This is a genomic window from Flavobacterium cheonanense (assembly GCF_039539185.1).
GTDB lineage: Bacteria > Bacteroidota > Bacteroidia > Flavobacteriales > Flavobacteriaceae > Flavobacterium > Flavobacterium cheonanense.
In genome coordinates, this window is sequence record NZ_BAABCT010000001.1 from 376,258 (window position 1) to 403,130 (window position 26,873).

Annotated in this window: 32 protein-coding genes, 3 tRNA genes and 1 riboswitch; of the genes, 24 read left to right on the forward strand and 11 right to left on the reverse strand. The window is 30.2% G+C overall.

Annotated elements, in window-relative coordinates; translation table 11 throughout:
* Window positions 1–55 precede the first annotated feature (55 nt).
* From ABD766_RS01810 to ABD766_RS01845, 8 genes are all read left to right on the forward strand, one after another.
* Complete coding sequence (locus ABD766_RS01810; protein ID WP_344815108.1) at window positions 56–427, forward strand: DoxX family protein; 372 nt, start codon at window positions 56–58, stop codon at window positions 425–427.
* Between the two features lie 28 nt (window positions 428–455).
* A complete protein-coding gene (aqpZ, locus tag ABD766_RS01815; RefSeq protein WP_344815109.1) occupies window positions 456–1,178 on the forward strand; it encodes an aquaporin Z in 723 nt (240 codons plus the stop codon).
* Window positions 1,179–1,245: 67 nt separating this feature from the next.
* Window positions 1,246–1,848: an alpha-ketoglutarate-dependent dioxygenase AlkB family protein gene (locus ABD766_RS01820; RefSeq protein ID WP_344815110.1), complete on the forward strand. Its 603-nt coding sequence runs from the start codon at window positions 1,246–1,248 to the stop codon at window positions 1,846–1,848.
* Window positions 1,849–1,882: 34 nt separating this feature from the next.
* Window positions 1,883–2,710, forward strand: coding sequence for a sterol desaturase family protein (locus tag ABD766_RS01825; RefSeq protein ID WP_344815111.1), 828 nt, complete (start codon window positions 1,883–1,885; stop codon window positions 2,708–2,710).
* A gap of 103 nt (window positions 2,711–2,813) precedes the next feature.
* On the forward strand, window positions 2,814–3,089 hold the full coding sequence (locus ABD766_RS01830; RefSeq protein WP_298306501.1) for a TIGR03643 family protein: 276 nt from the start codon (window positions 2,814–2,816) through the stop codon (window positions 3,087–3,089).
* 53 nt (window positions 3,090–3,142) lie between these two features.
* Window positions 3,143–4,075, forward strand: a complete 933-nt coding sequence (locus ABD766_RS01835; RefSeq protein ID WP_344815112.1) for an alpha/beta hydrolase family protein — start codon at window positions 3,143–3,145, stop codon at window positions 4,073–4,075.
* Between the two features lie 51 nt (window positions 4,076–4,126).
* Window positions 4,127–5,986 (forward strand): M61 family metallopeptidase, encoded by a 1,860-nt coding sequence (locus tag ABD766_RS01840; RefSeq protein WP_344815113.1) that lies wholly within the window; start codon window positions 4,127–4,129, stop codon window positions 5,984–5,986.
* An 85-nt stretch (window positions 5,987–6,071) separates the two neighbouring features.
* Complete coding sequence (locus ABD766_RS01845) at window positions 6,072–6,788, forward strand: DUF4369 domain-containing protein (RefSeq protein ID WP_344815114.1); 717 nt, start codon at window positions 6,072–6,074, stop codon at window positions 6,786–6,788.
* A 32-nt stretch (window positions 6,789–6,820) separates the two neighbouring features.
* Here ABD766_RS01845 and bamM read toward each other — a convergent pair whose 3' ends face one another.
* The gene (gene bamM / locus ABD766_RS01850; protein ID WP_344815115.1) at window positions 6,821–7,849 is read right to left on the reverse strand and encodes a BamM family beta-barrel-assembly machinery protein; all 1,029 of its coding nucleotides are present in this window, start codon (window positions 7,847–7,849) and stop codon (window positions 6,821–6,823) included.
* Between the two features lie 79 nt (window positions 7,850–7,928).
* Here bamM and ABD766_RS01855 point away from each other — a divergent pair, with 79 nt between their 5' ends.
* Genes ABD766_RS01855 through ABD766_RS01865 form a run of 3 tightly spaced genes read left to right on the forward strand, consistent with a single transcriptional unit; the run spans window position 7,929 to window position 9,385 of the window.
* On the forward strand, window positions 7,929–8,315 hold the full coding sequence (locus ABD766_RS01855) for an RNA-binding S4 domain-containing protein (RefSeq protein WP_344815116.1): 387 nt from the start codon (window positions 7,929–7,931) through the stop codon (window positions 8,313–8,315).
* The gene (locus ABD766_RS01860; protein ID WP_344815117.1) at window positions 8,302–8,883 is read left to right on the forward strand and encodes a methyltransferase domain-containing protein; all 582 of its coding nucleotides are present in this window, start codon (window positions 8,302–8,304) and stop codon (window positions 8,881–8,883) included. Before ABD766_RS01855 ends, ABD766_RS01860 begins: the two co-directional genes overlap by 14 nt.
* Window positions 8,884–8,887: 4 nt before the next feature.
* The gene (locus ABD766_RS01865) at window positions 8,888–9,385 is read left to right on the forward strand and encodes a phosphoribosyltransferase family protein (protein WP_344815118.1); all 498 of its coding nucleotides are present in this window, start codon (window positions 8,888–8,890) and stop codon (window positions 9,383–9,385) included.
* On the opposite strand, the gene ABD766_RS01870 is transcribed toward ABD766_RS01865, so the two are convergent.
* Entirely contained in the window at window positions 9,377–9,895 is a 519-nt protein-coding gene (locus ABD766_RS01870; protein WP_344815119.1) for a shikimate kinase, read from the reverse strand. The two genes, ABD766_RS01865 and ABD766_RS01870, sit on opposite strands and share 9 nt — an antisense overlap.
* A 125-nt stretch (window positions 9,896–10,020) precedes the next feature.
* Here ABD766_RS01870 and ABD766_RS01875 point away from each other — a divergent pair.
* The 9 genes from ABD766_RS01875 (at window position 10,021) to ABD766_RS01915 (ending at window position 15,627) form a co-directional block, all read left to right on the forward strand.
* Window positions 10,021–10,093 (forward strand) — tRNA-Lys (locus ABD766_RS01875).
* 29 nt (window positions 10,094–10,122) lie between these two features.
* Window positions 10,123–10,195: transfer RNA gene (locus ABD766_RS01880), tRNA-Lys, on the forward strand.
* Between the two features lie 41 nt (window positions 10,196–10,236).
* A tRNA-Leu gene (locus tag ABD766_RS01885) sits at window positions 10,237–10,318 on the forward strand.
* Between the two features lie 265 nt (window positions 10,319–10,583).
* Window positions 10,584–11,063, forward strand: coding sequence for a hypothetical protein (locus tag ABD766_RS01890; RefSeq protein WP_344815120.1), 480 nt, complete (start codon window positions 10,584–10,586; stop codon window positions 11,061–11,063).
* 193 nt (window positions 11,064–11,256) lie between these two features.
* The gene (locus ABD766_RS01895) at window positions 11,257–11,667 is read left to right on the forward strand and encodes a hypothetical protein (protein WP_344815121.1); all 411 of its coding nucleotides are present in this window, start codon (window positions 11,257–11,259) and stop codon (window positions 11,665–11,667) included.
* Between the two features lie 246 nt (window positions 11,668–11,913).
* On the forward strand, window positions 11,914–12,810 hold the full coding sequence (locus ABD766_RS01900) for a MerR family transcriptional regulator (protein WP_298306538.1): 897 nt from the start codon (window positions 11,914–11,916) through the stop codon (window positions 12,808–12,810).
* 55 nt (window positions 12,811–12,865) lie between these two features.
* Window positions 12,866–14,326: a phytoene desaturase family protein gene (locus ABD766_RS01905; RefSeq protein ID WP_344815122.1), complete on the forward strand. Its 1,461-nt coding sequence runs from the start codon at window positions 12,866–12,868 to the stop codon at window positions 14,324–14,326.
* Window positions 14,327–14,337: 11 nt separating this feature from the next.
* The gene (locus ABD766_RS01910) at window positions 14,338–15,177 is read left to right on the forward strand and encodes a phytoene/squalene synthase family protein (protein ID WP_344815123.1); all 840 of its coding nucleotides are present in this window, start codon (window positions 14,338–14,340) and stop codon (window positions 15,175–15,177) included.
* Window positions 15,178–15,180: 3 nt separating this feature from the next.
* Window positions 15,181–15,627 (forward strand): sterol desaturase family protein, encoded by a 447-nt coding sequence (locus ABD766_RS01915; RefSeq protein WP_344815124.1) that lies wholly within the window; start codon window positions 15,181–15,183, stop codon window positions 15,625–15,627.
* Window positions 15,628–15,698: 71 nt separating this feature from the next.
* On the opposite strand, the gene ABD766_RS01920 is transcribed toward ABD766_RS01915, so the two are convergent.
* The 5 genes from ABD766_RS01920 to ABD766_RS01940 form a co-directional block, all read right to left on the reverse strand.
* Window positions 15,699–16,235 (reverse strand): DUF4252 domain-containing protein, encoded by a 537-nt coding sequence (locus ABD766_RS01920; RefSeq protein ID WP_344815125.1) that lies wholly within the window; start codon window positions 16,233–16,235, stop codon window positions 15,699–15,701.
* A 4-nt stretch (window positions 16,236–16,239) separates the two neighbouring features.
* Window positions 16,240–16,755 (reverse strand): DUF4252 domain-containing protein, encoded by a 516-nt coding sequence (locus tag ABD766_RS01925; RefSeq protein ID WP_344815126.1) that lies wholly within the window; start codon window positions 16,753–16,755, stop codon window positions 16,240–16,242.
* Window positions 16,756–16,779: 24 nt separating this feature from the next.
* Complete coding sequence (locus ABD766_RS01930; RefSeq protein WP_344815127.1) at window positions 16,780–17,232, reverse strand: hypothetical protein; 453 nt, start codon at window positions 17,230–17,232, stop codon at window positions 16,780–16,782.
* Window positions 17,219–17,728 carry an RNA polymerase sigma factor gene (locus ABD766_RS01935; RefSeq protein WP_298306558.1) on the reverse strand — a complete coding sequence of 170 codons (510 nt, stop codon included), beginning with the start codon at window positions 17,726–17,728 and terminating at the stop codon, window positions 17,219–17,221. Before ABD766_RS01935 ends, ABD766_RS01930 begins: the two co-directional genes overlap by 14 nt.
* A gap of 136 nt (window positions 17,729–17,864) precedes the next feature.
* Entirely contained in the window at window positions 17,865–19,817 is a 1,953-nt protein-coding gene (locus tag ABD766_RS01940; RefSeq protein WP_344815128.1) for a TonB-dependent receptor plug domain-containing protein, read from the reverse strand.
* An 81-nt stretch (window positions 19,818–19,898) separates the two neighbouring features.
* Window positions 19,899–20,238, reverse strand: a riboswitch (cobalamin riboswitch).
* A gap of 240 nt (window positions 20,239–20,478) precedes the next feature.
* Between ABD766_RS01940 and ABD766_RS01945 the strand changes: the two genes are divergently transcribed.
* The 4 genes from ABD766_RS01945 (at window position 20,479) to ABD766_RS01960 (ending at window position 24,425) form a co-directional block, all read left to right on the forward strand.
* Complete coding sequence (locus ABD766_RS01945; RefSeq protein WP_344815129.1) at window positions 20,479–21,615, forward strand: ABC transporter substrate-binding protein; 1,137 nt, start codon at window positions 20,479–20,481, stop codon at window positions 21,613–21,615.
* A 159-nt stretch (window positions 21,616–21,774) separates the two neighbouring features.
* On the forward strand, window positions 21,775–22,800 hold the full coding sequence (locus ABD766_RS01950) for an iron chelate uptake ABC transporter family permease subunit (RefSeq protein WP_344815130.1): 1,026 nt from the start codon (window positions 21,775–21,777) through the stop codon (window positions 22,798–22,800).
* A gap of 15 nt (window positions 22,801–22,815) precedes the next feature.
* The gene (locus ABD766_RS01955) at window positions 22,816–23,601 is read left to right on the forward strand and encodes an ABC transporter ATP-binding protein (protein ID WP_344815131.1); all 786 of its coding nucleotides are present in this window, start codon (window positions 22,816–22,818) and stop codon (window positions 23,599–23,601) included.
* Window positions 23,602–23,663: 62 nt separating this feature from the next.
* Window positions 23,664–24,425: a dienelactone hydrolase family protein gene (locus tag ABD766_RS01960; RefSeq protein WP_344815132.1), complete on the forward strand. Its 762-nt coding sequence runs from the start codon at window positions 23,664–23,666 to the stop codon at window positions 24,423–24,425.
* Here ABD766_RS01960 and ABD766_RS01965 read toward each other — a convergent pair whose 3' ends face one another.
* The 4 genes from ABD766_RS01965 to ABD766_RS01980 are packed head-to-tail and all read right to left on the reverse strand — an operon-like array spanning window position 24,426 to window position 26,813.
* The gene (locus ABD766_RS01965) at window positions 24,426–25,253 is read right to left on the reverse strand and encodes a hypothetical protein (RefSeq protein WP_344815133.1); all 828 of its coding nucleotides are present in this window, start codon (window positions 25,251–25,253) and stop codon (window positions 24,426–24,428) included.
* 2 nt (window positions 25,254–25,255) lie between these two features.
* Window positions 25,256–25,738, reverse strand: coding sequence for a hypothetical protein (locus tag ABD766_RS01970; RefSeq protein WP_344815134.1), 483 nt, complete (start codon window positions 25,736–25,738; stop codon window positions 25,256–25,258).
* 3 nt (window positions 25,739–25,741) lie between these two features.
* A complete protein-coding gene (locus ABD766_RS01975) occupies window positions 25,742–26,194 on the reverse strand; it encodes a tRNA (cytidine(34)-2'-O)-methyltransferase (protein ID WP_298306582.1) in 453 nt (150 codons plus the stop codon).
* A gap of 34 nt (window positions 26,195–26,228) precedes the next feature.
* Window positions 26,229–26,813 (reverse strand): pseudouridine synthase, encoded by a 585-nt coding sequence (locus tag ABD766_RS01980; RefSeq protein ID WP_344815135.1) that lies wholly within the window; start codon window positions 26,811–26,813, stop codon window positions 26,229–26,231.
* Window positions 26,814–26,873 lie beyond the last annotated feature (60 nt).

The window sequence follows — 26,873 nt, forward strand, 5'->3', positions numbered from 1 at the left end:
GTTCATTTTTTTTGTTAATTTTTATTTATATTCGTAAAACAAAACAACAAACTAAATGGACAAACCTTGGCACCTTTATGTCATGGCAGTGTTTTACATACTCGCCGGAATCAATCATTTTAGAAAACCTGATGTATATTATAAAATAATTCCTCCTTTCCTAACAAATAAAAAATTCATAAACGAAATATCCGGTTTGTTAGAAATAATGTTTGGTATTTACTTATGTATTCCGATTTTTTCAAATTTAGCAGCAATCTCAATTATAATATTATTAGCGCTAATTTTTCCGGCCAACATCTACATGTTGATTAATGAAAAAGCAAGTTTAGGTTTCCCAAAATGGATATTATATCTCAGATTACCAATACAATTCATCCTTATGTATTGGGCTAGTCAAAACGCAGATTTTACAAGAATTATTTAAAAACTATTATTAACTAAATTATACTATTATGAAAAAACTATTAGCAGAATTTTTTGGAACTTATTGGCTTGTTTTTGGCGGATGCGGAAGCGCATTATTTGCAGCAGGATACGTAACTCCTACTGGTGTCCATTTAGGAATTGGATTCTTAGGTGTAGCTCTAGCTTTTGGACTAACCGTACTTACAATGGCTTATGCTGTTGGACATATCTCTGGCGGACATTTTAATCCTGCAGTTTCTTTTGGTCTATGGGCAAGCGGAAGATTTTCTGCAAAAGACTTACTACCTTATATAGTTGCGCAATGTGTTGGAGCTATAGCAGCTGCTGGATCACTTTTTTATATTTGGTCTGGTAAAACTGGAAATGTTATAGACAACACTAGTGCTGGTGCTTTTGCATCTAATGGTTTTGGTAAGTTTTCTCCAGATGGATACTCAATGATTTCATGCTTTACTGCCGAATTTTTGTTGACTATGTTTTTCTTATTAGTAATTCTTGGAGCAACAGATAAATTTGCTAACGGAAAATTTGCCGGAATTGCTATTGGACTAGCTTTAACCTTAATTCACTTAATTAGTATTCCAATTACAAATACATCTGTAAATCCTGCTCGTTCACTATCTCAAGCATTGTTTACACAAGGAGAACCATTAGGACAAGTATGGTTGTTTTGGGTAGCTCCAATATTAGGAGCCATTGTTGGAGGACTTATTTATAAAAATCTTCTTCAAAAAACAGATAACGATTAATTAATTCATCTTAATTATTATTAGAACGACGGAATTATTTTCGTCGTTTTTTTTATATTTTTGGAAAATGAATTCTCTATTTCCTTCCGAAAAAATAACCTTTGATTTACCAAACGCAGAAATTGAGTATTACCCTAATTTCTTTGATGCAGAAAAATCCAAAATGCTTTTTGAAAAATTGCTAAATGAGATTCCATGGCAACAAGACAATATTACTGTTTTTGGCAAAACACACCCACAACCTAGATTAACTTGTCTTTTTGGAAACGAAGGTAAGCCTTACTCCTATTCCAATATTGTGATGCAACCTCATCATTGGAATCCACTATTGATGTTTATTAAAAATGAAATTGAAGAAGTTTGCTCAGAAAATTTCACAACTGTACTTCTCAATTTATATAGAGATGGCAAAGACAGTAATGGTTGGCACGCCGATAATGAAAAGGAATTAGGACGAAATCCAGTAATTGCATCAGTAAGTTTTGGAGCCGAACGAAGTTTTCACTTGCAACACAACACTATCACTAATGCTAAACTAAAAATCACCTTAGAGAATGGAAGTTTACTACTTATGAAAGGAGAAACTCAACATTTTTGGAAACATCAAATTCCAAAAACAGCCAAATCTATTGCACCAAGAATTAATTTAACCTTTCGTATTATCAAATAATATTTTGATTATTTTTGATGAAAATCAAATTTCTATGAATGACATAATACATTATTTTGAAAGCATTCCCTCTTTACATAGAGCTTTAATATTAGCTGGTGGTATTGCTATATTTTGGTTGATTGAAAGTGCTGTTCCTTTTTTTAAATTTCAATATAATAAATGGCAGCATGCCGGAATTAATATCTTTTTTACAATAACTACGATTATAGTAAATTTTGCATTAGCTTTTATTTTACTAAGAACCGCTGATTATGCAACAATAAATGAATTTGGAATTTTAAACTGGTTGCCAAAGATTAATCCAATAGCTTTTACTGTAGTTGGAATACTTTTATTGGATTTTATTGGAGCTTATTTGGCCCATTTTACTGAACACAAAGTAAAATTATTGTGGAGATTTCATTTAATTCATCATTCAGATACTTATATAGATACTACATCAGGAAATCGTCATCATCCTGGAGAAAGTGTAATTCGATTTGTTTTTACAACTTTGGGAGTTCTCATTGTAGGTTGTCCAATGTGGATGGTATTTATGTACCAAACACTATCAGTTGTTGCAACTCAATTCACACATGCTAATATTTGTTTGCCAAAAAAATTAGACAAAGTCATGAGTTACCTATTAGTTTCACCAGATATGCATAAAATTCATCATCATTACAAACTTCCTTATACTGATAGTAATTATGGAAATATCTTCTCTATTTGGGATAGAATTTTTGGGACATTTAGCTATATGGAAAGAGAAACTATCATTTATGGAGTTGACACACACATGGATCCAAATGAGAATAATAAACTAGTTAGTTTGTTGAAAATTCCATTCCAAAAAACACGTTCACCTCAAAAAGAATAAAATTTTTACAAACATTTAAAAAAGTAATTATTTTTTTTCTTAATATTGGTATATAAATTGATTGATAAAAAAGAACTAACATTAAAATTGTGCTTTTCGACTAATGAAAAAAAGTAAAAGAGTAGAACTAGACGACGAACAATTAGAGCGAGTTGTAAGTATGGCTCAAGAGGAGAGAAAACCTTTTGAAGTATTAAAAGCTGAATTTGGAATAACCGAAAATGAGGTTACCGAATTAATGCGAAAAAGATTATCCAAAGACAATTTTGAACTTTGGAAGAAAAAAGTTGCAGCAAGTAAACCAAAGCCAAAACCAATGGTTGATGATGACTTTGACGATTTAGATGGCAAATATTATATGAAAAATAAATTTGATTAATAGCGAAACTCTTGTTTTACAAGAGTTTTTTATTTTAAATACATTCACAAAAAATGAAAAAAATTATTCTAATTTCAATTCTATTATTTACAACCCTTTTGTTTTCTCAAGAAAACATAACGACAGAAGATATTGAAATTAATACATTAATAAAAGGCACATTGTTTTCTCCAGAAAAAGTTAACAATAAAACCAAATTAGTAATATTAATTGCTGGTTCTGGTCCAACCAATAGAAATGGAAATAGCATATCTGGTGGCGTAAATAATTCATTGAAATTTTTAGCTGAAGGATTATCAAAAAATGGCATTGCTGTTTTTAGTTTTGATAAACGTATATTATCACAAATGGTAAATAAAACTTTAGACGAAAAAACTCTTTCTTTTGAAGATTTTATTAATGATACCAATGATGTAGTTTCCTATTTTAAAGCACAAAAAAAATATTCCAAAATCATTATTGCTGGTCATAGTGAAGGTTCACTTATTGGAATGATTGCCTCAAAAAACAATGTTGATGGTTTTATTTCAATTGCTGGTGCAGGAAGACCAATAAACGAAGTACTATCTGAACAGGTTGCAAAAAACTCGCCTTTATTGAAAGAGGCAACTGATAAAAACTTAGAACTCTTAAAAGAAGGAAAAACTTTTGAAAATAAAAATCCAATGCTTTCATCACTTTTTAGAGAAAGTATTCAACCCTATATGATTTCATGGATAAAATATAATCCTAGAGATGAAATTAAAAAATTAAAAATTCCAATTTTAATAATTAATGGTACAAAAGATATTCAAGTTCCAGAAACTGATGCACAATTGTTACATGAATCTAATTCGAAATCAAAATTAGTAATTATAGAAAACATGAATCATATTTTTAAAGAAATTAAGATTGATGAAGATAATCTAAAATCCTACTCTAATCCTAAATTACCAGTTATACCAGAATTAATTGAATGTATTTCAAAATTTACAAAATCGATTTAGAGTTGTAACAAATTCAATAGATACAATACTTATATAATAAAACATTTTTAAATGAAAAAAATAATACTTTCCTTAGCAGTTGTTACTTTGTTTTTTGGTTGTAAACCAACTTCGACAGCAGTTTCTTCTGAAAAATCTGAAGTTGTAGTAAGCATCAACTTAAACGATGTAAAAGAAGATAAACTATTGGTTTCTATTAGTGCACCAACTATTACAACTGATGAAGTTGTATATCACCTACCAAAAATAATTCCAGGAACATATTCCGAGGATGATTATGGAAAATTCATTGATGATATGAAAGCTTTTGATGACAAAGGAAATGCTTTGCCAGTTGAAAAACTAAGCACTAATTCTTGGACTATCAAAGAGGCAAAAAAATTAGATAAAATCACCTATTTAGTGAATGATACTTTTGATGTAGAAAGTGGAAGCGGATTTGGTAGTGGAATTTTCTCACCAGCTGGTACAAACATCTTGGAAGGTAAAAATTTCATGCTAAACAATCATGGATTTGTAGGTTATTTTGAAGACAAAAAAGATTTGACTTATAAATTAAATATTACCCATTCTGAAAATCTTTTTGGAGCTACCTCATTAGTGGATTCTGACAGCAGTAATTTATCAGATACTTTTGTTGTTTCTAGATATAATGACTTAGTAGACAATCCAATAATGTATTCTAAACCTGATTACATTACTTTCAATGTTGATGGAATGGAAATCCTTTTTAGCGTTTACTCACCAAATGACAAACATACTGCTAAAGCACTTTCTGCTGATTTAGAAAAATGTATGCGTGCTCAAAAGAAATTTTTAGGTGCTGTAAATAGCAATAAAAAATACACTGTTCTTCTTTATCTGTCTGAAATGAAAAAGACTGATGCAAAAGGTTTTGGTGCTTTAGAACACAATAGTTCCACAACAGTAGTTTTTCCAGAGATGATGCCAACTGGTGCATTAGGAAAACAGATTATTGATGTAGTATCTCACGAATTCTTTCATATTGTTACACCACTTGGAGTTCACTCTAATGAAATTCATTATTTCGATTTTAATTCGCCAAAAATGTCACAACATTTATGGATGTATGAAGGCGTAACCGAATATTTTGCAAATTTATTTCAAGTAAACCAAGGTTTAATTACTGAAGATGCATTTTACAAAAGAATGGATGATAAAATAAAAGGTGCAAAACGTATGAATGACACTATGCCTTTTACAACAATGAGTCAGAATGTTCTTGTTGAACCATACAAAAGTCAATATTTAAATGTTTATGAAAAAGGAGCATTAATTGGAATGTGCATAGACATCATAATTCGTGAAAAAAGTAATGGACAAAGAGGAATCTTAGATATGATGCAAAAACTTACTAATGAATTTGGTCCAACAAAACCATTTAATGACAATGAACTTTTTGCTAGAATAACCGAAATGACTTATCCAGAAGTTGGAGAATTTTTAAACACTTATGTGGCTGGTCCTACTCCAATTCCGTACGAAGTTTATTTTGCTAAAGTTGGAATTGCAAAAGGAAAAATTAAAAAAGCTGTAAATCCATTTTTAAACAGTTCTAAATCGGCAGGAATTTCTGGAAACCCAACAACTAAAGAAATCATAGTAAGAAACAACACCGAATTAAGTACTTTCATGACCAATATCGGATTGAAAGCTGATGATGTTATTCTTTCTTTAAATGATACTAACTACAATCTTGATACACTATCAGAAATGATGACTGCTTCTCAAAACTGGAAAGATGGTGATAATGTATCAATAAAGGTAAAACGAAATGGTAAAGAACAGACTTTAACTGGTAAAGCAATCTTGTCTTACCAAGAATCTGAAGGCTATCAAGTAGTGGAACCAACAAAACAAACTTTAAAAGAAGCTTGGTTAAAAGGATAAACTTGAATATATCCATTTTTTAAATCCTCAATTTATGCAATAGATTGAGGATTTTTTTATTATTTTGCCGAAAATAAAATAAACCATGCAAAAAATAATTATTGCTTTACTAGCACTTGTAGTAATCACTTCATGTTCTGAAAAAAAATCAGACAAAAACCTTCAAATAACCGGTAATATTAAAGGTTTAAAAAAAGGAACTTTATACATTCAAAGAATTAAAGACACTACTCTTGTAGCTATTGATACCATTATTATTGATGGTGACTCTCATTTTACAAGCGAAATGAATATTGATTCACCTGAAATGCTTTACCTTTTCTTAGACAGAGGAGTTTCTAATTCGGTTGACAACAATTTACCTTTCTTCGTTGAACCAGGAAAAATAAATATTGAATCTTCATTAGAATTTTTTACTGCTGATGCTAAAATTACAGGTTCGAAAAATCAAGAGTTATATGATGAATACAAAAAAGTAGTATCACGTTATGTAGATGAAAATTTAGAATTAGTTATAAAAAGGTTAGATACTTCTAAAAATAAAAACACTACAGAATTAGACAAAATTCAAATAGAACAAGATAACATCTTAAAGAGAAAATATCTTTATACAACAAATTTTGCTGTTAACCACGGAAATTATGCCGTTGCACCTTATGTAGCCGTTGCAGAAATTTACGACATCAATTTAAAATATCTTGATACCATTCAAAAATCGCTTACTCCAGAAATCTCAAAATCGCTTTACGGAAAAAAATTAAAACAACTAATTGAAGAAAGAAAGAAGTTGGAAACTAAATAAAAAAATCCCGTTCATTCGAACGGGATTTTTGTTTAGTAACAATTTTTATCTAAATGTTTTCTTACTCTTGTTGGATTTGTAAAATTACCAGAACAATCAGGAATTCCATGTGTTTCATTAACATTAGGTGTCGCAAGATTATCAACAGCTGCACCATTAAAAGGATAATAATAAGTAGTAGTCCCTACCACATATTTTCTTTCAAATTTAGTTTGATATCCATCACCATCATCATCTATATCTAACATATTAGGAATTCCATCACCATCTGTGTCATAAATCTCTACAGTACCATTGCCATCATAGTCATATCCTAAAAAAGGATTTTCTCTCCAACGCAAATCTGCTGGGATAGATGGATCTAGTTTTCTTTCATCTTTAGATAAAATTCCATCCCGATCATGATCACGATATCTTAATTCATATAATTTGAAACTAAAAATAATTGGAGAGTAAGCAGGAATAGAACCCGAAGAATTATTATAATAGGCTAAACCAGATGGTAAAAACATAATTCCAGCACCAAAATCATTAAATGTAATTGGATTTGGACCAGAAGCAGTTGTGTACGTACCTGTTTTAAAATTTGGCATTATATGTGTCCAACCAGTAATCACGTCTTGTAAACCAAACCAAATAGGGTTTGCGGCTTCATCAAATTGATCATCGGTTAATCTAATTCCTCTATAAGAAACGTGAATAGAATCAACTTGTGTTGGTCTTTTTCCATTTACAGCATCACCTTCTCTAAATTTAATAAAATATACTTTATATTCAATACCATCTTCTTTAACAATAGTATCTTTAAGTGGATATTGTGTTTGAGTTCTTATAGATTGCTGAGTTCCACCAGTAGGAATTTCTGTAAAAGTCACATCAAAATTTGTTGCATCTACAGTCATGTAATGCGTATCTATATAGTCATCTATAGAATCAAGATCTGCCGCATACTGTACTGCAAAATCTCTTATTGGAGTGACAGTAGGTTCATCTTCACGATCACAAGAAGTCATTAAACTACAAAATACTAAAGCAATAAGTATTTTAAAAATATTTTTCATTATTCATCAATTTTAAGTGCGCAAGATACAATATTGATTTATTTTTGTAAACTATTTAACGTTGATTTTAGATATTTTTATGAGAGTAGATAAATACCTATGGTGTGTTCGATATTATAAAACCCGAAATATGGTTACAGAAGCTTGTAAAAAGAACCATATTACTGTGAATGGTCAAGTGGCTAAAGCATCTAAAGAGGTTTTCCCGAGTGATAAAATCACTTTTAGAAAAGATCAAATAACCCATATAATTTCTGTTTTGGATGTTCCTGCCAATCGTGTTGGCGCAAAACTTGTTGATGTTTATCGAAAAGATGAAACTCCAGCCGAATCTTTTGCTCATTTAGAATTATTAAAATTATCAAAAGAACATTACCGAAAAACTGGAACTGGTCGACCAACTAAAAAAGACCGACGCGATTTGGATGACATAGAATTTAGTACTGATATTGATGAAACTGAATAGCAACTATTGGGAAGAACGTTATCAGAATAACGAAATTGGTTGGGATATTGGCACTATCTCAACTCCTTTAAAAGAATACATCGACCAAATTGAAGACAAATCCATCAAGATTTTAATTCCAGGAGCAGGAAATAGTCATGAATTTGATTACTTAATGGATAATGGTTTTCAAAATGTTTTTGTGTTAGATTTTGCCCAATCTCCTTTGGATAACATTCAAAAAAGAGTACCTAATTGTAATCCAAATCAACTAATAAAATCAGATTTTTTTGAACATGAAAACAACTATGATTTAATTATTGAACAAACCTTCTTTTGTGCCTTAGAACCTTCTTTAAGAAAAGATTATGTCCAAAAAATGAAAGAGTTATTAAATCCAAATGGAAAATTAGCAGGATTATTATTTCAATTTCCATTAACCGAAGTTGGTCCGCCTTTTGGTGGTTCTAAAGAAGAATATAGTTCTTTATTTGAAAATGATTTCTATTTAAAAACATTAGAAACTGCACATAATTCTATAAAACCTAGACAAGGAAACGAACTCTTTTTTATATTTACAAAAAAATAAAACCATGAGCCAAAATATCATTCTTACTAATCAAGAAATTGAACATAAAATTAAGAGAATTGCTTATCAAATTTATGAAACTTTCGTAGAGGAAGAAAGCATTGTTTTGGCAGGAATAGCTTCCAATGGTTATGTTTTAGCAGAAAAACTAGCGGTTTCTTTACAATCTATATCACCAATCAAGGTAATTTTGTGTGAAGTAAAAATCGATAAAACTAACCCTAATTCTACAATTCATACTTCTATTTCAAGTGATATTTATCAAAATAAAGGCATTGTTTTAGTTGATGATGTATTGAACTCTGGTTCAACGTTGATGTATGGCGTGAAACATTTCTTGGATGTTCCTTTAAAGAAATTCAAAACTGCGGTTTTAGTAGATAGAAATCATAAAAAATACCCAATCAAAGTTGATTTTAAAGGAATTTCGCTTTCAACATCTTCACATGAGCATGTTTCTGTGGTTTTTGAAGACAATAATAGTTTTGCCGAACTAAGTTAATAAACTTGCTATCTCAGCGACGATTTCATCAATATTTTTATCGTCTACATTTACCTTAAAAGTTGCTTGATTGTAGTAAAAACTTCTATCAAAAAGATGTTTTGCTATGAATTCTTTAAATTCATTATCATCCAAATTAGCTATCAAAGGACGCTTTTGTTTTCCTTTTAAAAGACGATTATATAATGTATCAATCGACGCTTTTAAATAGATTGAAACCACGTTTTCTCCATTTAATAATTCATGATTATTGAAATAACAAGGCGTTCCTCCACCGGTGCTAATCACTATATTCTTCTCCTCTGAAAGTAATTCTAAAAAAAGTTGGTGTTCTTGCTTTCTAAAAAACAATTCGCCTTTGGTAGAAAAAAGTGTTTCGATAGACATTTCGCATTTTTCTTCGATCATTTCATCCAATTCCACGACGGAAAATCCAATCTGTTGTGCTAATTTTTTAGACACAACCGACTTACCGCTTCCCATATAACCTATTAAAACAACTTTTTTCATAAAATAAAACCTTATAAATTAAGGCATTAAGAGATAATATTAAAAAAAGGTAAATTTAAAACAAAATTGCTTTGAAAAATAAATAATATCGCCTTATATTTGCACCCGCATTGAGGAAATGCAATGACTTGGTAGCTCAGTTGGTAGAGCACATCACTTTTAATGATGGGGTCCTGGGTTCGAGCCCCAGCCAGGTCACTTTTTTTTATAAAATTTCTTCAAGCAATGACTTGGTAGCTCAGTTGGTAGAGCACATCACTTTTAATGATGGGGTCCTGGGTTCGAGCCCCAGCCAGGTCACAAAATAAAGTCGAGCATTTTGCTTGGCTTTTTTTATTTACGGCTTCGTGGAGAAATTGGTAGACTTGCTACTTTGAGGTGGTAGTGCTGAAAGGCGTGTGGGTTCGAATCCCATCGAAGTCACGGATGAATGAAATTCCAAGTTAAAAGCTGAAAGCTCGCTTTCAAGTTTTTGATTTGGAATTTTATTTTTAAACCGGAGTTTTAAAGGATGGACGAAGTCAATCCCATCAAATTAAATAAGAATAGAATTCTAAACTAAAATTTAAAGTTATTTAAGTTTTGGTTTGGAATTTTTTGTTTTTATTGAGTTTTGTTTTTAGTATATTTGATTTTAATTAATGACATAGTAGCGAATATATACAAGTTAGGCGTCATAATACCAAAAATGAGTAAAAAGGAATTAACAAAAGAAGATATTTCTAAAATTAAAAAAATTAATCTTTTTAGATTTAGCAACGATTGGTATTCAGTTTTGTATGGATCAACTGTATTAATATATGCATATTCATTTTTCTTTCCATATTATGGTTGGAGAAGAAAACCGACTCATATACCTGAAAATACTGAGGAATATATAAGTTCAGTTATTGACTTTCATTTATTTTTTTTACCGCTTGTAATTTTATCAATTTTGAATATACTCATAAAGAAAATCGAAATTCTAAAAAATTATAAAACAGAAAAAAAAGCAAAAGTTGTTGTTAAATTAAAAATTTTTAAAAGAGTTCGAGTTATAATATTCGACTCTTATCATTTACTATTCTTTAGCAATACTTTTAAATTTAATGATGTGGAAATAAATAACAAAGTAGTAATTGAAAGAACATATTTTAGAAGACTTTTAAATTATAAAAAAGAAACGTAAAAATCACTAACGAATAACAACCGCTTAACATGATTGCGATTTTTTGTAGTTAACACTCGTTTACAATTCGCAAGAAATTTTATCTTTAACAGAAAATAATCTGTTACGAAGTTCACAAGCGCCAAGCGACTAAACTTAGAGCGAGACTTCAGAAAAATCGAAAGAAAGATAACGATATACAAAATTATAAACTTTGAAAGATTTCATTAATAATAATTTACTTTTATTTGGAGGCATTGTAGTGCTGTTCTTTTCTAGTGTGGTAATTTGGGGAAATTTAATTGACTATGATATTTATCGAAACGGAATTGAAATTACAGCAAATATTATTGAAGCACCTGAAGATTGTGAAAACATTTCATCACGTGGAGGGTTTTGTAAATTAGAATATAATGGTAAAATTTACGTTGAAAGAGCTGGAAATAAATTTTGTCACTTAGTTTCGGGAAAAAAGAAAGTTAAAATGTTGACAAACGAAAATTCTTCAGATTTAATTTTTCCTGAAGAATTTAATAATTTTGAATTTGCATCAGGATTTATTTTACTTGCGTTCGCTATATTTGTGATAATTAAAAATTTTAAACAGAAAAAAGTATTAGAATAATAAAAGGAATCTCAAAACTCCTGTTTGCAACAATGACGTGTTTGGACTCAATTTAAAGTTGAAAATGTGCTTTCATAGTAAGTGAAAAAACGAAAATTTAGCATACAAATCTCCTACTTCTTGAAGCCGCATCACCTCAAACCCGCAAAAACCCCCTCATTCCCAACCCAATTTCCCAAAAAAATTCAAAAATTTATCATTTGTTTAATTTTTTTAGTACTTTTGTTTAACAAAAATATCAAAACAATGAACAGTGTTAAAAATACTTTCAGCATTAAAGACTTAGAAAACCTTTCAGGAATCAAGGCGCACACCATTAGAATATGGGAAAAACGATACAATGTTTTGGAACCTATGCGTACGGATACCAACATTCGTTTTTATGATTTGAATGCTTTACAGAAGCTTTTGAATATTACATTGTTGCACGATTATGGTTACAAAATTTCGAAAATTTCGAAAATGCCTCAAGAAAAAATTCCTGAATTAGTTCGCGATATTGTTTCTGCTAAAAGTGCTAAAAGCCATGCCATAAGTTCTTTTAAAATGGCAATGATGAATTTTGATCAATCCTTGTTTTTTAATACATATAACACGCTTCTTTCAGAGAAATCTTTTAGAGAAATTTTCTACGAAGTATTTATTCCTTTAATGGAGGAAATTGGTTTCTTATGGCAATCTGATACAATCACACCAGCACATGAACATTTTATTAGCTATTTGATAAAATTGAAGTTACTAACAAATACTGAGAAAATTCAAACGCAGCAGCCTACAAGAAATGATAGATTATTTGTGTTGTATCTTCCGATGAATGAAATACACGAACTGGGATTGATGTATCTTAATTATGAAATATTGCACAGTGGTTATAAAACCATATATCTTGGCGAAAGTGTACCTCTAGAAAGTTTGAAAGATTTAAAAAAATATTTCGATAACATAACTTACATTTGCTACATGACGGTTGAACCAGAAAAGGCAGAAATCAACAATTATATGAAACAACTTAAAGAAGAAATTCTTGACGACACTTCAGAATTATGGTTGATGGGAAGAATGACTGAACATGTAGAACAAAAAAACTTAAATAATAAAACGAGAATTTTTAAATCTATCAACGAACTAGTTGAAAACATATAAATTTTTCTTAAAACTTTTTTATTGTTTAACTTTTTATTACTTTTGTTAAACAATTATGAGAAAAAATATAAAAATAATAGGTTCAGGATTTTCGGCTTTGGCTGCAGCTTGCTATTTAGCAAAAGAAGGCAACAAAGTAACTATCTATGAAAAAAACAGCACCATTGGTGGTAGAGCTAGGCAACTAAAAAAAGATGGTTTCACTTTTGACATTGGACCAACTTGGTATTGGATGCCCGACGTTTTTGAAAGATTCTTCAATGATTTCGGCAAAAAACCTTCTGATTATTACGAATTAATAAAACTTTCTCCAGCATACCAAGTGTATTTTGGAGTGAATGAATTTGTAACCATTGCAGACAATCTTCCAGAAATTATTACAACTTTCGAATCTATCGAAAAAGGTAGTGGTGAAAAATTGGCCTCTTTTATGAAAGAAGCACAAAGCAACTACGACATTGCTATCAAAGATTTAGTTTATCGTCCAGGAGTTTCGCCATTGGAATTGATTACAGTTGAAACTGCCTTAAAAGTAAACCAGTTTTTTGGAAATATTTCTAAAGACATTAGACGCCGATTTAAAAATAAAAAGTTAGTTCAAATATTAGAATTTCCAGTTTTGTTTTTAGGTGCAAAACCTTCCGATACGCCATCTTTCTATAACTTCATGAACTTTGCCGATTTCGGATTGGGAACTTGGCATCCAAAAAACGGAATGTATTCCGTAGTTCTTGCGATGGAACAATTGGCTAAAGAACTTGGAGTTAATTTCAATGTGAATTCCAATATTGAAAAAATTGAAGTTACTGATGGAAAAGCAACAGCATTGGTTGTAAATGGTGAAAAAGTTGCTGCAGATATTATTTTATCAGGAGCAGATTATCATCATTCAGAAACTTTATTGGATGAAAAACATCGTGCTTACTCAGAAAAATATTGGGAAAAGAAAACTTTTGCTCCTTCTTCACTCCTATTCTATGTAGGTTTTGATAAAAATATTGCAAATGTTGAACACCATTCATTGTTTTTTGACGTAGATTTTGATATTCATGCTCAAGATATTTATGACAATCCGAAATGGCCGAAAGAACCATTGTTTTATGCAAGTTTTCCTTCTAAAACCGATTCAAATTCGGCTCCAGAAGGCAAAGAAGCTGCTATATTTTTGATTCCATTAGCACCAGGATTGAACGATACAAATGAGTTACGTGAACAGTATTTTGAAAAAATTATTACTCGTTTAGAAAAATTAACAGCGCAAAGTTTAAAAAATAATATTATCTTTAAGGAGTCGTTTTGTGTGAATGATTTTATAAAAGATTATAATTCTTACAAAGGAAATGCTTACGGAATGGCAAATACGTTATTACAAACAGCATTTTTAAGACCAAAATTGAAAAGTAAAAAAGTTAAAAGTTTATACTTTACAGGACAATTAACCGTTCCTGGGCCAGGAGTTCCGCCAGCATTAATTTCGGGAAAACTTGTTGCAGATTTAATAAAAAAACACCGCTAAAATTTAAATAGATGAAATCACTTTTTGACACCGTATCTTTTGAATGTAGCAAGAATGTAACCAAGTCGTACAGCACTTCGTTCTCCTCTGCTGTAAAAATGTTGGCTCCAAGTATCCGACAAGATATTTATAATATTTATGGATTTGTGCGCTTTGCTGACGAAATTGTAGATTCCTTTCACGATTACAACAAAGAAGAGTTATTCAATTTATTTGAAAAAGATTTGGAAGCCGCTTTACAAAATAAAATCAGTTTGAATCCGATATTAAATTCGTTTCAGCACACAGTTCACAAATATGAAATTCCAAATGATTTGATTGATGCTTTTATGAAAAGTATGAAACTTGATTTGGTAAAATCGGAATATAAAACAAAAGAAGAATACAACGAATACATTTACGGTTCGGCAGATGTTGTAGGTTTGATGTGTTTGAAGGTTTTTGTAAACGGAAACGAAGCAAAATATGAAGAGTTGAAACATTCAGCAATGCGATTGGGTTCGGCATTTCAAAAAGTAAACTTCCTAAGAGATTTGAAAGCCGATTTTGAAGATTTAAGTCGTACTTACTTTCCAAATACTGATTTGACAAAATTAGATGAAGCTTCAAAAAATGAAATCATTAGAGAAATAGAAGCCGATTTTGAAGCCGGTTACCAAGGAATTGTTGGATTGCCATTGGAAGCTAAATTTGGTGTTTACACCGCTTATATTTATTATAAAAAATTACTTTCAAAATTAAAGAAAACACCTTCAACTGAAATCAAAAATACTAGAATAAGAGTTCCTGATTATCAAAAATATGGTCTTTTTGCTAAATGTTATTTCTCTTATAAATTAAATATTATATAAATTATGTGGTTACATGTATTAGTCTTTGTTCTAACGTTTGTCATAATGGAATTTATGGCTTGGTTTACTCATAAGTATGTTATGCACGGCTTTTTATGGTCACTTCATGCAGACCATCACAAAAAAGATCACGATTCGTGGTTTGAAAGAAATGATGCGTTCTTTATTTTTTATGCAGTTGTAAGTATTGGATGTTTCTTGCTTTGGCAAAAAGGAATACTAGAAATTGGAATTTCAATTGGATTAGGAATTTTTGCCTACGGATTAGCTTATTTTATTGTGCATGATATTTTTATACATCAACGTTTTAAATTGTTTAGAAATGCCAACAATATTTACGCAAAAGGTGTAAGAAGAGCACACAAAATGCATCATAAACATATTGGTAAAGGTGATGGTGAATGCTTTGGAATGCTGTTTGTTCCGTTAAAATATTTCAAACAAAAATAAAAAAATCCGATTCGTAATGAATCGGATTTTTTGTTTTACAACTAACCTTAACCTTATAATTATTAAAATAACTATTTCATTAATCCTTTTAATGCTTCTAATTGCTTCATATCGATATTAGATTCTTTCAAAACCGATAGAAAAGTCATTGCATCAGCTGGATTCATATCTTTTCCTAAAATTCTTACTACTGCAAATCCGTTATCGCTTTTAGCTCCGTAAAGGATGAATTCATCTATATGGTCTTCATCACCAACAAAACTTATTGAAGCTCCATCTTTACCAGAACCAAATTTCATTAATTGCTGATAATTGATAGTATCTTTCAAAATCTCATTGATTTTCTTTCTTTCTACATCAAACTCCGATTTATTTTTATCGTTAATTTGATAAGCCAAAATATTCATTTTTTCAAAAGATGATAATGCTTTACTTTGATCTGCTGTCAACTTAGTTTTATCTAAATTCAATATACTTGGAGAAACATCTACAACCACAAAACCAGATTTTTCTTGATTGTCAACAAAATATTTCTGTAAACTTGGCTTCGAATTACAACTGAATAAAAGTAAACTCAAAGCGATAGCTAAAAAGGTGATTACTCTCATGATATTATTTTTTACCAGCTTTTTTCAACTCAGCACCACCAGGTAAATTCATTTTATCTGTAAGAGCAGAAAGCTCATCTAAATCAAAGTTTCCTGTTAAAGACATCAATACAGACTCTTCTTTTCCAGAACCTTCTATGAACATTAAAAGTTCTTTTACTTGAGATTCGGTTGCACCAGATTTAACATAAATTTTTACTGTTTTACCTTTTTCATTTATTCTCATTAACTCTTCTAATCCAACAGACTTGACATATTTATCAGCTACAGCTTTCATATCGTCACTCTTTTTATCATTAGCAGTTACAAACACTTTTAAGTTGTCTAACTTCTTGATTAAGTTGATGTATTGTTGTGATTGCTTGTCTTTAGCATCTACTTTACTCAACATAGTAAACATTTTTTTATTTACAATAATAGTAGTGATATCGTCTTGATTATCAAATTTATCAAAGACTGATTGTGCAAATAAGGTATTAGAAACTAATACTAAAGCGATAATTAAAATTAATTTTCTCATGATTTCTATTCGTTTTTTGACTGATTATTTTTTAAAAATTCTGTTTTTTGATTGTTCATATTCATTAATATAACTTACACTTTCTATGCCAGTATTTAAATGTTCTGAAACTAATGCTAAAGCTTTTTCTGTTTGTTGAAGCGCCAACTCCGGATTATCTTCTGGAGAACAAGCTACAAATTGTTCTTCTTTATCATTATTAAAGTACATAATCGTACCAACACCAAGCATTACAACAACTGATGCTGCAATAGATAACCACAATACGACATTACGTTTTTTAGTTTGTAGTGGAATTTCTTGCGTAAACTGTTGTTCTTTTGCTTGAGAGAAATAACCAAAAATGGTTTGGTATTGTTTCAAATGCTGCGCAACATCTGTGGAAGAAAAATAAACTTTTAATTCATTTTCTTCGGAAATACTTGTTTCTCCTTCAAAGTATTTGTCTATTAAATTTTCTATTCTATCCAATGCCATAATTATGTGTTTTGGTCATTATTTCTCTAATCGTTTTTCTAGCTCGTGAAAGTGCTACTCTAATAGTTGCCTCACTCATGTCTAGTATTTTTGCAATATCTTCAAATTCGTATTGCTCAATGTCTCTCATTTGGATAATCAACTTTTGCTGTTCTGGCAAATCGTTAATTATTTTTTCAACCCAACTCAAACTATCTTCATCCTCTAACTTTTGTTGCAAACTTGCCTGATTGTCAGTGTAATTATTGTGAACAATCGTCATATTACTTGCTCGTTTCGACTTTAATTGATCTAGACAATAATTCTTTGTCATGGTCATTGCCATAGCTTCAACACTTTTCAATTCTGATAGTGTTTCGTTTTTAGTCCACAATTTCACAAGAACTTCTTGAGTTGCATCTTCTGCTTCTTCTGTGCTTACGAGTAGGCGTTTTGCCAATCTAAAGAGTTTATCTTTAAATGGTGAAACTATCTTTATGAACTCGTTTTGTTGCATTTGTTTGGTTGGTTATATAGTGAAGACGAGTCACTATTTATTTTGTTACAAGATACTTTAATTTTTTTACAAAAAAAATAACGCTTTCAAAGAAAATCCTCTGAAAGCGTTATAAATAAAACAATTTAAAAAAATCTTATAAACTGATATTCAATCCCAATCGGAAGTTTCGACCACGAGTTGAATAACCAATATTTTCTGTAAATTCTTCATTTAAAATATTAGTAGCAGCTCCAAAAATTGACAATCTGTTTTTTATCAATTCATATTTTACTAAAGCATTAACCAATTGATAAGAACCTAGTTTTACTGAAGCAGTTCCAAATGTATTTCCGTCAAAGTAAACATCTTTTCTGCCATCTAAGTATTGATAATTTAAATTGAAAAATAATCTTTCAGAAGCAAAATAATCAACTGAAGCATTAGCTTTATGCTTTGGTATCAATCGATCTAAATTTTTATCTACTTGAGTAAAGGTATAATTTGCGTTTAGTTTAAACTTACTATTTAAAACATAACTCAACTCAGTTTCAACACCTTTTGCTTTATTGATTCCTTCAATATTAATATAGTATGAATCAAAAGTTACATTATCAAAATAAAATCCGAAACTATTATTTTGTTCTCTATGAAAAGCTACTGCGTTAAAAATCAACTTTTTATTCAATAATCCAACTTCAAATCCAGCTTCGATAGTTGCATTTTTTTCTGGAGTTAATTTGGTATTTCCAAATTCTGAATACAATTGATATAAACTTGGAGTTACATAAGCTGTACTATATGAAGCTAACAATTTTACCGGAACTTCTTTTCCAAAACTAAACGAAGGATTGATGTTATAAACTACTTGATTTCCATATTCACTATGAACGTTTAGTCTTGCACCAGCATTAATATTTAATCCAAATTTAGAAGTATAAACTCCGGTCAAATAAGGATCAATCATATTGAATTTTGTTGATTCTCTAGTGATATTAGCATAAGGAGTTTCACTTAACATATCGTAAAATTGATAATTTACTCCGGTTACTAAAAAGAAATCGGATGTAACTTTATATTTATTGAAAGCATCTAAATTAATACCTCTTGATTCATAAAGAGAATTTTCTATAACACTTGTCCAAGAATTAAACTCCGAATAATCACGTTGCAACTTTGTAAAACTCGAATTAATTACAAACTCACCGCGATTGTATTTATATTTTGGAGAAAATCCGAAGCGAAATTGTTCAGTATTACTTTTATTCAAATCGGTGTCATTAAAACCTGTATTATCAAACGAAAAATCATAATCGTTTTTTAGCACGTCATAATTTCCGAAGAAATCTAAAGTCAATTTCTCTGATGCTTTAAAACCAATTTTAGACATATAATTAACCCTTGAAAATCGGTCGTTTTCATAGATTTGATTTTCTGGAGCAGCAATTTGAGACATTCCATCTGATTCTGTACTATTTATTGAAGCTAAATAATTCACTTTTTTTACTGTTCCATTTACAGAAAAACCTTGATTAAAATCTTGACCATTGTATTTACTATTAGTCGAAGTATTATTGGAACCAATATTTACATAAGCGTTAGCTTGAAGTGGCTTTTTGCTTGATTTTTTAAGAATAATATTGATAACAGCAGTAGCTGCTCCAGTTCCATACAGTGTGCTAGCGGCGCCTTTCATGACTTCAATACTTTCTACTTGATCAACCGGAAGTAAACGCAAGTCATATTCGAAACTAATTCCGGATGCATCTGTTACAGGATTTCCGTCTATCAAAACTAAAACTTGTTGATTTTTTCCACCACGAATGTAATAACCTAAGTTCTTTCCGTTGGCAGATTGATTTCCGTTAATTTCTACTCCTGCAACCGAACTTAAAACAGTAGCTAAAGATTGTCCCGATTTTTTCTGAAGTTCTTGGGCAGAAATTTTGGTGATTACTTTTCCAGATTTTTCTTTGCTTTGCGCAAATTTGGTATCCGAAATTACCAATTCTTGAAGTTGATTCACTTTAGTGGAATCTTTTTCTTGGGCATAGCCACAAGTTGACATCAATGCTACAATTGCACTGATACGAATGAAATTTTTGTTCATTTTTTTTGTTAAACAATAATTTAATAATAATGGGAGAAAAGCACAGAATTACCCATACCCAAACCTTTTTTCCCGAAAGTTTGATACTCAGTGTATATGGCAGGTCTCCTGGCTTGCGTCTTGATGTTTACCTTCTCATTTTAGATTTAGGATTTAGGATTTTTAGATTTAGGATTTTAAAGTCTTAATCAAAAATTTTCTTTCCAAAATATTCAAACAATGGTTTTGTAGATAACAACAAGCTTTCTAGCATACAGTTGCGGGTACAGCGTAAGATTTTTGAATTTTGAATGATGATTTTTGAATTTTGATTTTACATCTAAAATCAGAAATCGCTAATCTTCAATCTTCAATTACTTCCTTCCCTTTTAATGTTTCTCTGAAAAAAATCAAAGTCACAACCGAAATACGAGTGCAAATGTAGATTAATTGTTTTATTTATCGTCTTTCTTTTTAGAAAATTTAAAAATCAACCAAACAAATCCAACGACAAAGTGAAGTAGAATTATTCCACCTACGACATACATAAAAGTATTTGAATTATCTCTCATGATTTAATTTTCGTCAAAGTTACTTTACTTTATATTTAGATTTTGCATCAAATGTTACACAAAAGTCAATTTGTAAAAACATTGTTTTACTTTTGCAAAAAAAATAATCAATGTCGCGTTTTTTAAAATCCTTCTTTTCGTTACTAATTGTTTTCAGCTTTGTTCAATGCAAAAAAGAAGTTAGCAATGCCGATGTAATAATTCCTGTAAACGAAGTAAAATATGCCAAAGGATTTTCGATTATAAACTATGAAGGGTTTTCTATTGTTAAGGTTTCTAATCCTTGGCCAGAGGCAAACAAAATCTACACTTACATTCTTAAAGAAAAAAATGGAATTGTTCCAGATTCTTTAAAAAACAATCTTACAATAAATGTTCCTATAAAAAATATTGTGGTTACTTCTACCACACATATTCCTTCATTAGAAATGCTTGGAGAAGAAAATTCTTTAATTGGTTTTCCAAATTTGAAGTACATTTCATCGCAAAAAGTTCGTGCCTTAATCGATACAAAAAAAGTAAAAGAATTAGGAACCAATCAATCCTTAAATACCGAAGTTCTAATTGATTTACAACCTGAAGTCATTATTGGATATGGATTAGATAATAGCAATCCAACATTAGATAATTTAGAAAAAAATGGTTTAAAAGTGTTACTTAATGGCGATTGGAATGAGCAAACACCTTTAGGAAAGGCAGAATGGATTAAGTTTTTTGGAGCATTATATGGCAAACAAGAATTGGCTAATAAAATATTTACCAAAATTGAAAAGGACTATTTAAAAACATTAGAAATTGCTAAAAAAGCAACCTCTAATCCAACTATATTAGCTGGTGATATGTTTGAAGACAAATGGTATTTACCTCAAGGTACAAGTTGGGGTTGTCAATTGTTAAAAGAAGCTAAAGGCAACTATTTGTGGGCAGAGACAACTGGTACAGGAAGTTTATCACTATCATTTGAAACCGTTTTAGAAAAAGCAAAAGAAGCCGATTTATGGATTACATCAGGACAATTTTCTACTTTGAAGGAAATGACAGACGCTAATCCACATTACGCACAATTTAGTGCATTTAAAAATAAAAATGTATATTCGTTTAGTGGAAGAAAAGGTAAAACAGGCGGTGTTTTATACTATGAATTAGCTCCAAATCGACCAGATATTGTTCTAAAAGATATTGTCAAAATACTACATCCCGAATTATTGACTGGTTACAAACCGTTCTTTTTTGAAAAATTGAAGTAGTTTTTCACACGAATTTCACGAATTATCACAAATTTATATGATCTTGAAATTTCACTAATTTTTATATTAACTTTGTCATTTCGACCTTTTGGGAGAAATCACATAATCTGAAGTACTTTGTGAGATTCCTCGTTTCTTGGTATGACAAAAAATTAAAAAATGTACAAAACTCGAAATACTTTTCTTTTTTCAATTTTGTCAATACTTTTGTTATTGACATTTTTATTAAATATTTCGTTCGGACAAGTTGCTATTCCTTTTAAAGAAGTTATCAAGAGCCTTTTTGGTTCTCATGCAAGCAAAGAAACTTGGGAATATATCATAGTAAACTTTAGACTTCCAAAAGCAATAACTGCTATTTTAGTGGGAATTGGATTATCCATTTCAGGTTTATTGATGCAAACATTATTCAGAAATCCATTAGCTGGTCCTTATGTTTTGGGATTGAGTTCTGGTTCGAGTTTGGGAGTAGCTTTTGTAATTCTTGGAGCCGGAATTTTACCCTTATCATTAGCAGATTTTTTATTGTCTTCCTACGGAATTATTTTAGCTTCTTGCTTAGGAAGTTTTATGGTATTATTATTGGTTTTAACCATCTCCAAATTCTTGCGCGACACCATGACTATTTTGATTGCAGGATTGATGTTCAGTAGTTTTGCAAGTGCTATTGTTTCTATTTTAACCTATTTTAGTTCAGCAGAAAAACTACAAAAATTTACTTTTTGGAGCATGGGAAGTATTGGAAATATTTCATGGCCAAACCTACTTATTTTATTTATTGCAATTTGTATTGGATTGTTAATCAGTTTGTTTTCTATTAAATCATTAGATGGTTTGCTATTAGGTGAAAATTATGCCAAGAGTTTAGGCTTAAAAATCAAAAAATCAAGAAGAATGATTATTCTTGCTACAAGTATTTTAGCAGGAAGTATCACGGCTTTTGCAGGACCAATTGCCTTTATTGGATTAGCAGTGCCACATTTGTCAAAACTTATTTTTCAAACCAGTAATCATTTAGTTTTGTTTTGGGGAACAATAATAATCGGTGCAATTATTATGCTTTTTTGTGATATGGTTTCACAAATGCCAGGATTTGACTTTACATTACCGATAAATGCTATAACTTCAATCATTGGTGCGCCAATTGTGATTTGGTTATTGGTTAGGAAAAATCGACTGATTTAAAATGATATCATAAAAATGAGTAATAACAATAACATACTTACAACCACAAATCTTTCGATTGGATACAAGTCTAAATCGACAGAAAATGTTATTGCTAAAAACCTCAACTTGAAACTACAAGAAGGAAAACTAATTTCTTTAATCGGCGAAAACGGAATTGGAAAATCAACTCTTTTAAGAACGCTTTCAGGACTTAAAAAACCATTAGATGGTTCAATTCATTTAAATGATATAAACCTCAATAACTTCAATCAAATTGATTTAGCCAAAAGTTTGAGTTTAGTTTTAACAGAAAAATTACCTCCAAGCAACTTGACTGTTTTTGAACTAATCGCTCTCGGCAGACAACCTTACACTAACTGGATAGGAAAATTAACTTCTGAAGACTTTGAAAAAGTAAATGAGGCAATTCATTTAACCCAAATTGAACATTTAGCTACTAAAAAGTATTACGAAATCAGCGATGGACAATTTCAAAATGTACTTGTAGCAAGAGCTTTAGCACAAGACACACCTTTGATTATTCTTGACGAACCTTCAACACATTTAGATTTATTTCATAAAGTATCGTTGTTCAAATTATTAAAAAAACTTGCTACTGAGTCGAATAAATGTATTTTGTTTTCAACTCATGATATTGATTTAGCGATTCAATTATCTGATGAAATGATAGTTATGACAGAGAATTTAGTTATTCAAGATCAACCTTGTAATTTAATTTCAAAAGGTATTTTTGACACACTTTTTAAAGATGAAAACATAAAATTCGATAGCGAACGAGGAAAATTTATTATCAAATAATTATGATTTGTTTTAATTCATAAACTAATTCGAAAATTTACTTTTGCTTAAAATAATCAACTATGAAAAATCTATCTATATTTCTTTTTGCTATTACAATGATTAGTTCACAAGCACAACAAGCAGTTTCTTATAATGATGAAAATCAAAAATTGGAAGGAATAGTTGCTGTTCCTGAAAAGAAAATTGCTAATGGTAACGCCGTTTTGCTTCTACCTGCATGGATGGGAATTGATAACAATGCAAAAGAGAATGCTGCTGAATTAGCAAAACTAGGATATCTAACATTCGTTGCAGACATATACGGAGTTGATAAAAGACCTACAAATCCAAGTGAGGCTGGAAAATTGGCAGGTTTCTACAAAAAAAATATCAAAGAATACCAAAAAAGAATTCAATTAGCATTAAACGAACTAATAAAACAAGGCGCAAATCCTGATAAAATTGCAGTTATTGGTTATTGCTTTGGAGGAACTGGAGCTATTGAAGCTGCAAGAACAAACATGAATGTTAGAGGTGTTGTATCATTTCATGGAGGATTAGGAAGAGATGCGTCAAGAACAATTGAACCAATCAAAACTAAAGTTTTAGTACTTCATGGCGCAGATGATTTTTATGTTCCAGAAACAGAAATCAAAGCTTTTCAAGACGAAATGAGAACTGCAAAAGCCGATTGGCAAATGGTTTATTATGCAAACTCAGTTCATGCCTTTACTCACAAAGATGCAGGGAATGACAACAGTAAAGGTGCTGCTTACAATGAAAAAGCTGCAATGCGTTCTTGGGAAGCAATGAAAGTGTTTTTTGAAGAAATATTTAGATAACTAGAAGTTACTCTTTTCAAATCTAACCCGGTAAACACGCATAAGTTGCTCTAATTTTTCTGGAGTAATCGCCAATTCATCTATGTGATATTCCTGATGTTTATTGCGATAATTGAAAACTAAATAATAGTTTACATGCTTACCGCTTCGTCTCATATCAACATATTCATTGTCAATAAATTCCCATTCCATTAAACTTGATTTATAGAATTGAATTCCTTTAGCGTTGATAATAATTTGAGGTTGATTGTTAATCAATTTAGGAATTGAATTGTAGAAAAAGTATAGTCCTAACCCTAGAAAAAACAAGTAACAATAATTTTTCGAATTCTCCATTAGAACATAAATACCAACAGATAAAAATAGAATTCCAAAAACAATTCCGAACGCAATAGTAGCTTTAGAATAATGAATGAGCGTTTCTTTCGGAACAGTTATATCATCATGATATACATCTTTTTCAAGAAATTTTCTTTCAAGAAGTTTTAATTTTTGCTTATGCTCATAATTGATGATTTCGGTTTTATTAAACCAACTATCATCTTTCCAAATTAAATTATTTTGAATGGCTTTTCGTTTTAACTCATGAACATTTCTAACATTTTCAAAAGCCCATATTTTCCATTCAACAACAAAATAACTCCAAGCTAGCCAAGCTAATAAAAATCCTCCAATAGCAAAAACTGCCATCATCCAGTCTTCAATTAATTCGATAGTTTTTAGATAAACTCCTACTCCAATAAAAACTAAAATAAGAAATAAAGGAAGGTAAACCAGCTTTATTTTCCCTTTACTAATCGCTTCACTAACAGTAATATTTTCTCCCATAATTAATTTAATTCTATTTCATTATTTCTAACAAACCTTTCTCGATGAATTTTAACCGATTTCATCAACTCAAATGGACTAAAGTTAAAATCATCAGCATTAAATTTATAACTTTTATGCAATTCAATATCATAAAATTCAAAAAAAGAAAGGCGTCCTCTGTTAACTTTAACGTAAGTTATTCTTTCATTTTTTATTGAAGCCCATGATATTAAAGATTTATTTTTGACTTGAATACCTTCTGAATTAACTCTTAATTGTATTCTATCCCATTCAAGTAAAAAGTGAAAGTTTTTTTGAAATAAAAATCCAGAAGCAATAAAAAGTAAAATTGAAACAATAAAAAGATTTACAAATAAAAGATAAAATCCAACCAAAATGAATAGTAAAAAAACAACAACTTTAAATATCGTGTTAGATCTTGAATAATAAACCAAAGTTTCCTCTGAATACCACAAATTATTTAAGTCAATTCCTGGTCTCATAATTTATTTCAAATTAATTTGCCTTTTCGCCTCACCAACTACAAATGCTACCGAATTAGCAATATTATAACTTCTAATTAAATTGGACATAGGAATCGTTAAATGATTTTCAAATTTAGCTAAAACTTCTTGAGACAAACCAACGCTTTCCTTTCCGAATACTAACCAATCTTCATCCTGAAATTCTACTTCATAAATAGATTTTGAAGCATGCGAACTCATTAAGAAAACTCTTGATTTATCTTTTATTTGAGTCATCCATTCCTCAACGTTTTGATATTCTGTAACGTCCAAATGTACCCAATAATCTAATCCGGAACGCTTCAAATTTTTGTCGTTAATAACAAATCCAAATGGATGAATTAAATGTAATCGACTTTCAGTTCCAACGCTCAAACGTCCGATATTACCTGTATTATTTGGGATTTCTGGCTCTACTAAAACTATGTTTAACATGGGATTAAGGATTTACGATTTTTGATTTTAGAATTTAAGAATTACTAATGTTTGAAAAATCTCCAACTTCTAGAACTTCTCCTGGATTTAAATCATTTAAATAGATGTTTCCAACTCGAACTCTGACCAACCTTAAAGTTGGAAATCCAACAGCCGAGGTCATTTTTCTAACTTGCCTAAATTTACCTTCATTAATGGTTATTGAAAGCCATGATGTTGGTCCGTGACGTTCATCTCGAATTTTCTTGGCGCGTTCAGGAAAATTTGGGATTTCATTTAAAATATGAGCAGTACATTTTTTGGTTAAATACTTCTTTCCGTTAAAACCAATTAAAACACCATTCTTTAATTCTTCAATCGCTTCTTGAGTTACAATTCCGTCGACTTGAACATGATATTCTTTTTCTACTTTTTTACTTCGAACAATTTCGCTCATCATTCCATCTGTTGTCAACAAAAGTAGTCCTTCTGAATCTTCATCTAATCTGCCAATAGCCATTGTATTCTCTGGAAAATCATACAACTCTCCGAGTAACTTTTTTGGTCTTTTTAGTTCGTAAATAAACTGACTCAAATAGCCATAAGGTTTGTAAATTAAGAAATGTTGGTGATTAGACATGAATTTATTTTGTGGCAAAAATACTATTTAATCTGATAAACAACTATTACATTTTTTAGT

Bases quoted from the DNA above. Each gene is read 5' to 3' on its own strand.
- ABD766_RS01810 (WP_344815108.1), top strand. From the start codon at position 56: ATGGACAAACCTTGGCACCTTTATGTCATGGCAGTGTTTTACATACTC.
- aqpZ (WP_344815109.1), top strand. From the start codon at position 456: ATGAAAAAACTATTAGCAGAATTTTTTGGAACTTATTGGCTTGTTTTT.
- ABD766_RS01820 (WP_344815110.1), top strand. From the start codon at position 1,246: ATGAATTCTCTATTTCCTTCCGAAAAAATAACCTTTGATTTACCAAAC.
- ABD766_RS01825 (WP_344815111.1), top strand. From the start codon at position 1,883: ATGAATGACATAATACATTATTTTGAAAGCATTCCCTCTTTACATAGA.
- ABD766_RS01830 (WP_298306501.1), top strand. From the start codon at position 2,814: ATGAAAAAAAGTAAAAGAGTAGAACTAGACGACGAACAATTAGAGCGA.
- ABD766_RS01835 (WP_344815112.1), top strand. From the start codon at position 3,143: ATGAAAAAAATTATTCTAATTTCAATTCTATTATTTACAACCCTTTTG.
- ABD766_RS01840 (WP_344815113.1), top strand. From the start codon at position 4,127: ATGAAAAAAATAATACTTTCCTTAGCAGTTGTTACTTTGTTTTTTGGT.
- ABD766_RS01845 (WP_344815114.1), top strand. From the start codon at position 6,072: ATGCAAAAAATAATTATTGCTTTACTAGCACTTGTAGTAATCACTTCA.
- bamM (WP_344815115.1), bottom strand. From the start codon at position 7,849: ATGAAAAATATTTTTAAAATACTTATTGCTTTAGTATTTTGTAGTTTA.
- ABD766_RS01855 (WP_344815116.1), top strand. From the start codon at position 7,929: ATGAGAGTAGATAAATACCTATGGTGTGTTCGATATTATAAAACCCGA.
- ABD766_RS01860 (WP_344815117.1), top strand. From the start codon at position 8,302: ATGAAACTGAATAGCAACTATTGGGAAGAACGTTATCAGAATAACGAA.
- ABD766_RS01865 (WP_344815118.1), top strand. From the start codon at position 8,888: ATGAGCCAAAATATCATTCTTACTAATCAAGAAATTGAACATAAAATT.
- ABD766_RS01870 (WP_344815119.1), bottom strand. From the start codon at position 9,895: ATGAAAAAAGTTGTTTTAATAGGTTATATGGGAAGCGGTAAGTCGGTT.
- ABD766_RS01890 (WP_344815120.1), top strand. From the start codon at position 10,584: ATGAGTAAAAAGGAATTAACAAAAGAAGATATTTCTAAAATTAAAAAA.
- ABD766_RS01900 (WP_298306538.1), top strand. From the start codon at position 11,914: ATGAACAGTGTTAAAAATACTTTCAGCATTAAAGACTTAGAAAACCTT.
- ABD766_RS01905 (WP_344815122.1), top strand. From the start codon at position 12,866: ATGAGAAAAAATATAAAAATAATAGGTTCAGGATTTTCGGCTTTGGCT.
- ABD766_RS01910 (WP_344815123.1), top strand. From the start codon at position 14,338: ATGAAATCACTTTTTGACACCGTATCTTTTGAATGTAGCAAGAATGTA.
- ABD766_RS01915 (WP_344815124.1), top strand. From the start codon at position 15,181: ATGTGGTTACATGTATTAGTCTTTGTTCTAACGTTTGTCATAATGGAA.
- ABD766_RS01920 (WP_344815125.1), bottom strand. From the start codon at position 16,235: ATGAGAGTAATCACCTTTTTAGCTATCGCTTTGAGTTTACTTTTATTC.
- ABD766_RS01925 (WP_344815126.1), bottom strand. From the start codon at position 16,755: ATGAGAAAATTAATTTTAATTATCGCTTTAGTATTAGTTTCTAATACC.
- ABD766_RS01930 (WP_344815127.1), bottom strand. From the start codon at position 17,232: ATGGCATTGGATAGAATAGAAAATTTAATAGACAAATACTTTGAAGGA.
- ABD766_RS01935 (WP_298306558.1), bottom strand. From the start codon at position 17,728: ATGCAACAAAACGAGTTCATAAAGATAGTTTCACCATTTAAAGATAAA.
- ABD766_RS01940 (WP_344815128.1), bottom strand. From the start codon at position 19,817: ATGAACAAAAATTTCATTCGTATCAGTGCAATTGTAGCATTGATGTCA.
- ABD766_RS01945 (WP_344815129.1), top strand. From the start codon at position 20,479: ATGTCGCGTTTTTTAAAATCCTTCTTTTCGTTACTAATTGTTTTCAGC.
- ABD766_RS01950 (WP_344815130.1), top strand. From the start codon at position 21,775: ATGTACAAAACTCGAAATACTTTTCTTTTTTCAATTTTGTCAATACTT.
- ABD766_RS01955 (WP_344815131.1), top strand. From the start codon at position 22,816: ATGAGTAATAACAATAACATACTTACAACCACAAATCTTTCGATTGGA.
- ABD766_RS01960 (WP_344815132.1), top strand. From the start codon at position 23,664: ATGAAAAATCTATCTATATTTCTTTTTGCTATTACAATGATTAGTTCA.
- ABD766_RS01965 (WP_344815133.1), bottom strand. From the start codon at position 25,253: ATGGGAGAAAATATTACTGTTAGTGAAGCGATTAGTAAAGGGAAAATA.
- ABD766_RS01970 (WP_344815134.1), bottom strand. From the start codon at position 25,738: ATGAGACCAGGAATTGACTTAAATAATTTGTGGTATTCAGAGGAAACT.
- ABD766_RS01975 (WP_298306582.1), bottom strand. From the start codon at position 26,194: ATGTTAAACATAGTTTTAGTAGAGCCAGAAATCCCAAATAATACAGGT.
- ABD766_RS01980 (WP_344815135.1), bottom strand. From the start codon at position 26,813: ATGTCTAATCACCAACATTTCTTAATTTACAAACCTTATGGCTATTTG.